This is a genomic window from Pseudanabaena sp. PCC 9330, from assembly GCF_055795045.1.
The window spans coordinates 1-5,945 of the sequence record NZ_JAYFES010000075.1 but is presented as its reverse complement, the minus strand read 5'-3'; the positions used below and the strand labels follow the sequence as shown (position 1 = coordinate 5,945).

At 59.1% G+C, this 5,945-nt stretch carries 6 protein-coding genes; 4 read left to right on the top strand and 2 right to left on the bottom strand.

The window, feature by feature from the left end:
* The first annotated feature begins 214 nt into the window (after positions 1 to 214).
* Both AC0QKW_RS06045 and AC0QKW_RS06040 read left to right on the top strand, forming a co-directional pair.
* Complete coding sequence (locus AC0QKW_RS06045) at positions 215 to 376, top strand: hypothetical protein (RefSeq protein WP_473150163.1); 162 nt, start codon at positions 215 to 217, stop codon at positions 374 to 376.
* Between the two features lie 33 nt (positions 377 to 409).
* Positions 410 to 619 (top strand): hypothetical protein, encoded by a 210-nt coding sequence (locus AC0QKW_RS06040; RefSeq protein ID WP_473150162.1) that lies wholly within the window; start codon positions 410 to 412, stop codon positions 617 to 619.
* A gap of 75 nt (positions 620 to 694) precedes the next feature.
* Here the strand turns inward: AC0QKW_RS06040 and sigC are convergent, their stop codons facing one another.
* Positions 695 to 1,960, bottom strand: a complete 1,266-nt coding sequence (gene sigC, locus AC0QKW_RS06035) for an RNA polymerase sigma factor SigC (RefSeq protein WP_473150161.1) — start codon at positions 1,958 to 1,960, stop codon at positions 695 to 697.
* Between the two features lie 275 nt (positions 1,961 to 2,235).
* Here sigC and AC0QKW_RS06030 point away from each other — a divergent pair, with 275 nt between their 5' ends.
* Positions 2,236 to 2,406, top strand: a complete 171-nt coding sequence (locus AC0QKW_RS06030) for a PCP reductase family protein (RefSeq protein WP_473150164.1) — start codon at positions 2,236 to 2,238, stop codon at positions 2,404 to 2,406.
* 126 nt (positions 2,407 to 2,532) lie between these two features.
* Here AC0QKW_RS06030 and AC0QKW_RS06025 read toward each other — a convergent pair whose 3' ends face one another.
* Positions 2,533 to 2,718, bottom strand: a complete 186-nt coding sequence (locus tag AC0QKW_RS06025; protein WP_473150160.1) for a hypothetical protein — start codon at positions 2,716 to 2,718, stop codon at positions 2,533 to 2,535.
* A 315-nt stretch (positions 2,719 to 3,033) separates the two neighbouring features.
* Between AC0QKW_RS06025 and AC0QKW_RS06020 the strand changes: the two genes are divergently transcribed.
* The gene (locus tag AC0QKW_RS06020) at positions 3,034 to 5,784 is read left to right on the top strand and encodes a cation-translocating P-type ATPase (protein ID WP_473150159.1); all 2,751 of its coding nucleotides are present in this window, start codon (positions 3,034 to 3,036) and stop codon (positions 5,782 to 5,784) included.
* The last annotated feature ends 161 nt before the right edge of the window (positions 5,785 to 5,945 follow it).

The following is a 5,945-nucleotide window of genomic DNA, read 5'->3' as shown; positions in this document are numbered from 1 at the left end:
GCTAAATCTGCAAACCGATTATGATGCAACTAACCAACAAGCGACAGAACAATCCCAGTGCAGCAGACTGAAGCGAGCCGCTAGTGCTGAGTTTAAAGTTTATGCAGCTGCTGACCGGGAACGTTCAATGCGGGCTGCGATCGCTTACTCATCAAAAGCCCCAAGTGGCTCTAATCTTGCACTACGATCGCACCATCCCCCCACCCAAAGCACCATGCTCACCGTCAGCCCAGAGCGCATCCAGCTGCCCCCCGGCACCCTGCACTACCAAACCTGGGAAGACTACGAGACCCTGCTCGCCAGCCGCCGCGACGATGCCGCCATTAAAATTCAGCCTGTGTCAAATTCGGATTATTTCAGCTCGCAAGGCAACTAGAGCAGAGATCTTGCAATATCAGGAGGCTGAGGGATGAAAGCAGAGTACGACTTTTCTCAGGGCGAGAGGGGAAAGTTTTATCACCCCGAGGCCGAGTTTCAATTCCCTATCTACCTAGAGCCTGATATCAGCGCCACAATCAGCCGCCTGGCTGAGGAAAATGGCGTAGAAGTGCAAGCCTTGGTCAATGAGTGGCTGCGGGCTAACCTCAAACTAATAGACAGTGTGAAGCGGGCAAGTTAAGCCAACGGTTATACCCAAGAAAAATTCCCCTGCCTTCTTAAAAAGCAAGGGAATCGAGGTAGCTATGCAGAGTTTCTAGCTCAGCGCTTCGAGGTAGTCGCGGACGCGGTTGCGGCGCTTGGGCTGGCGCAGCTTTTGCAGCGCCTTCGACTCGATCTGGCGCACTCGCTCGCGCGAAAGCTCTAGGGCGCGGCCAATCTCAGCCAGGGAGTAGGGGGTGCCATCGCCCAGGCCAAAGCGCATGTTGATCACGTCTTGCTCGCGGGTGGTGAGGTCGGCCATCAGCTGTTGCAGATCGCGGCGCAGCGACTCGCGAATCAGCATGTCTTCGGGCGACATGCAGTCGGTTTCGAGCAGGTCGCCCAGCTCGGTGTCGCGGTCTTTGCCCACCTTGGTCTCGAGCGAAACGGCCCTGGGCACCCGCAGCAGCACTTCGCGCACTTGAGCCCCCGTCATGTCTAGCTCGCGGGCAATATCTTCGACCGAGGGGGTACGGCCATTCTCTTGGGAGAGCTTGCGCTGGGCCTTTTTGATTTTGTTGAGCTTTTCGGTGACGTGGACGGGCAGGCGAATGGTGCGGCTCTGGGTGGCGATCGCCCTGGTAATGCCCTGGCGAATCCACCAGTAGGCGTAGGTACTAAAGCGATAGCCCTTGGTGGGGTCAAACTTATCGACCGCCCGCTCTAGGCCCAGGGTGCCCTCTTGAATGAGATCGAGCAGCTCTAGGCCCCGGTTTTGGTATTTTTTAGCGACAGAGACCACCAGGCGCAGGTTGGCCTTGATCATGTGCTCTTTGGCGCGAATGCCTTCAGAAACCGCCGTTTCAAGCTCGGTCACCGTCAGGCTGCTGAGGGCGGCCCAGGCCCGTTTGCCTTCAGCTAGGGTGGGCTTGAGTTCGGCACTCGGCACCTCAGCTTCGGCAGCCCAGCGCTCTAGGGAAGGGCGATAGCCCAGTTGGGAAGACAGGCGATCGCGGGCTTGCAGCAAATTGCTGTAAGTAGCCAAAATGCCGCCCTTTTCTTGGGCAGCCTTGCCCAAAGCTTCTAGCAGCTGCACATAGCCCTGCACTCGCTGGGCCTCGGCCACTTCCTCGTGGCGCTCTAGCAGGCGCACTCGGCCAATCTCTTGTAGGTAAATACGCACCAGGTCGGTGGTGTGGCGTCCCTTCAGGGCGGCGGCAGTATCGGCCTCAAAGTCGCCATCGTCAAGGGCGCTGGCGGCAGAGAAATCATGGAGCTGGAGACTGCCGTTGTCGTCATCATCGCCTGGGGTAGGGAGGCTAAACTCTGAGCCGGGCAGGGCGGAGGCTTCATCTTTACTGTAGTGGGTTGTTGCTACCATGACGCTCTCTACTAGCTTGTACGAAACGTATGCCGATCGGCGGTTTACCAACCTGAGCTCAGTATTCCCAATCCGTCAGGACTTTAGAACAGAGGGCAGGGTTCCCACGGTGGACGCCCAGGGCGGGGATAGTTCAAAGCGATCGACAAGTAAATCTACGATGGCGACTATGGAAATTCCTGACGGAACGTTACACCTTGGCAAAAACCTCACATTTGCGCCCCCAGGGCCAGTAGGATGTGAGCAACCCTTTTGACCGGGAGTCGATGGCACCCATGATGAATGCTCTCCCCTGGACTGCTGATGCCCAAGCCAAGCTAAAAAATATTCCATTTTTTGTGCGACCCCAGGCCCGTCGCCAGATTGAAGATGTGGCCTGCGCCCTAGAGGTCGAGGTCATCACCGCCGATCTAGTTGAGCAGGTGCGGCAAGAGTTGGGCCAATAGAGGATGATTGGGTCTGGGTTAAACTCTCAAAATTACCCGCGCTATATTCAGGTAGATCGGCACCCCCTGCGTATCAATAGCGATAGTCATAGCGGGGCCAATATTAGTACCAGGACGGCGTTACTCCTACACCCCGATCGCCTCATTCTTGAGCAGCAGGCCACCAGCTACAGCCTGGAGGGTTTCGTTGAGCTCGTCGATAGCGTCGTCTTCGTCTGCCGCCGGCATTGGAATCCGCTGCGATCGCGCCTCATCAAAGTGCCCCGGCTTCAGCATGGTCTGCCATTGTTTTGGGTCGGTCTCGGTGAGCACGGCGTCTACCGTTTGCTTGCCCGGTTGTGGGATAGCTCAATCTAGGGACTACCAGGGCCGGAGAGCTGGGCCAGAGTTTGCGCGCCAGTTGCCATCGGTTAAGTCTGATATCAAAACTGCCCTGGGCTGTGGTTTGAGCCTTTACCGTAAAAATTAAGGACAAAGGCCTGGCCTGGCCTGGTGGCTAACCGTTGCCTCAGCTCCGCCCGCTCAGCCCCTTAGCCCGATCGCACCCTCAGCTTTCAGCCGCCAGTTGCCAGCCCCCATAGACTCGGGCCAGACGGTCACCCCTGCACCACGACGGAGGATATCGCTGTGACCCAACAGCTCTCCAAGCCCCAAGACCACCCGGCGCTAACCTGGCACCAGGCCAAGGACAGTCAAATCACCCGGCAGCTTGAGGTTAATCCAGATTGGGGGCTCTCAGCTCAGGAGGCCAGAGCGCGGCTCGGGTGCTACGGCCCCAACGAGCTGAAAGCCAAAGCGGGCAAGCACCCGATTATTCTTTTTTTGCTCCAGTTCAACCAGCCGCTGTTGTACATTTTGCTGATTGCGGGGTTGATCAAGGCGCTGCTGGGCTCCTGGGTCAATGCCGGGGTGATCTGGGGGGTGACGGTGATCAACGCCATCATTGGCTTTGTGCAGGAGGCTAAGGCCGAGAATGCGATCGCTGCCCTGGCTTCCTCAGTCACCACTGACGCCATGGTGCGCCGCGACGGCCAGCAGATGCAGGTGTCATCGCGCGATCTGGTGCCGGGCGACATTGTGCTGCTCACCTCCGGCGACAAGGTGCCCGCAGACCTGCGCCTGCTGCGGGGCCGCACCCTGCAAATCAACGAAAGCGCCCTCACCGGCGAATCTGTCGCCGTCGAAAAACAGCCCAATCTAGAGTCGCTGCCGGAGGAGACCCCCCTGGGCGATCGCCACAACATGGCCTACGCAGGCAGCTTTGTCACCTTTGGCCAGGGCGAGGGCATTGTGGTCGAAACCGGGGTAAATACCGAAACCGGGCGCATCTCCAAGCTGATGCAGCAGAGCACCCCCCTAGTCACCCCTCTGACCCGCAAGTTTGACCGCTTTAGTAAAACCCTGCTGAAGGCCATTTTGGCGGTAGCGGCCCTGACCTTTACGGTGGGGATGGCCTGGGGTAACTCGCCGCTGCAAATGTTTGAAGCCGCCGTAGCCCTGGCGGTGAGCGCCATTCCCGAGGGGTTGCCCGCCGTGGTCACCATCACCCTGGCGATTGGGGTGTCGCGCATGGCCCGCCGCAATGCCATTGTGCGCAAGCTGCCCGCCGTAGAAACCCTGGGCAGCGCCACGGTGATCTGCTCTGACAAAACCGGCACCCTGACCGAAAATCAGATGACAGTGCAGAGTATCTACGCGGGCGATCGCCACTACGACCTGACCGGTGAAGGTTACACCCCCCACGGCGAACTGCGCGACGGCGAAGACAACCCGGTACCCCCGCAGGTCATGGCCCCACCCCTGCGCCAGTGCCTGATCGTGGGTATGCTGTGCAACGACTCAGAACTGGAGCACAGCGCCCACCACTGGAGCGTGGTGGGCGACCCCACCGAGGGAGCGCTGCTGGTGGCGGCCCGCAAGGCCGGGTTTGACCGCACCGAGCTCAGCCACAGCTATCCTCGCATCGACAGTATCCCCTTTGAGTCAGAGTTTCAGTACATGGCCACCCTGCACCAGCAGGATACCGAAGGCCAGTGGCTGCTGGCGAAGGGGTCGGTGGAGGCGCTGGTAACCCGGTGCGATCGCCTGCTCGATAGTGACGGTCAGGCCCAGCTCCTCGATGATTCGGGGCGCGACCACCTTCTCTTGCAGGCCGATCGCATGGCTTCACGAGGGCTGCGGGTGCTGGCCTTTGCCGCCAAGGCCTTTCGCGGCCACCACATCAACCACGAGGATCTAAAAGCAGGCATGGCCTTCCTGGGCCTCCAGGGCATGATCGACCCGCCCCGAGCCGAGGCCATCAAAGCCGTAGAGGCCTGCAAGACAGCGGGCATCGAGGTGAAAATGATCACTGGTGACCACAAGGTGACAGCGGCAGCGATCGCCGATCGCATGGCCCTCAGCGCCACCGAAGCAGTCCTGGCTTACACCGGCAGAGAACTGGCCGCCTTCGAGGCCTCTGACCTCACCAACGCCGTGCAAAACGGCTCCGTCTTTGCCCGGGTCGCCCCCGAGCAAAAGCTGCGTCTGGTAGAAGCCCTGCAAGCCAAGGGCCACATTGTGGCCATGACCGGTGACGGCGTCAACGATGCCCCCGCCCTCAAGCAGGCCGACATTGGCATTGCGATGGGCAAGGCGGGCACCGAGGTGGCCAAAGAGGCCGCCGATATGATTCTCACCGACGACAACTTTGCCTCGATCGAGGCGGCGGTAGAAGAAGGCCGCAACGTATTTCGCAACCTGATGAAGGCGATCGCCTTCATCCTGCCGGTCAACGGCGGCGAGTCGATGACCATTCTGCTCAGCGTGCTGATCGGGCGCGGCGACGTGCTGCCCATTCTCGCCCTGCAAGTACTGTGGCTCAACATGGTCAACTCCATCGCTATGACTGTGCCCCTGGCCTTTGAGCCCAAGTCTCACAATTTGATGAATCGCCCTCCCCGCAACCCCAACGAGCCCCTGTTGTCGAAGAATCTACTCAAGCGCATCGCCCTCATCTCGGTCTTTAACTGGATCTTGATCTTCGGCGTCTTTGAGTGGATTCGCCGCACCACAGGCAACATTCCCCTGGCCCGCACCATGGCGATCCAAGCGCTAGTAGCGGGGCGGATCATCTACCTGCTCAGCATTAGCCAGTTTTGGGCTTCAGTCAGTGCCCGCCTGCAAGGGCTAAAGGTGCCCCTGGCCGATGTGTCAGCGATCGGCTACGGGATTTTGGTGGCGATCGTATTTCAAATTATCTTCAGCCAGGTGGGGGTGATGAACTTTCTGTTCTCGACTACGCCGCTGAGCATTAGCCAGGGGATAATCTGCATCGGCGTATCGCTGCCGATGTTTTTGGTCGCGCTGCTGGCCAACCGGCTAAATCCACAGAACTAGGAGATCTGCTAGCGACTGGATGATTGGCAACCGGCTAGTGTAGCGTCAAACCTAAAAATTAGGATTCGCGTAGGTTGGGTGCAACGAAGTGAAACCCAACAGCAGTAAGCTTTTGTTGGGTTCTGCTGGCGCTCCACCCAACCTACAAATTAAAGCTTGAC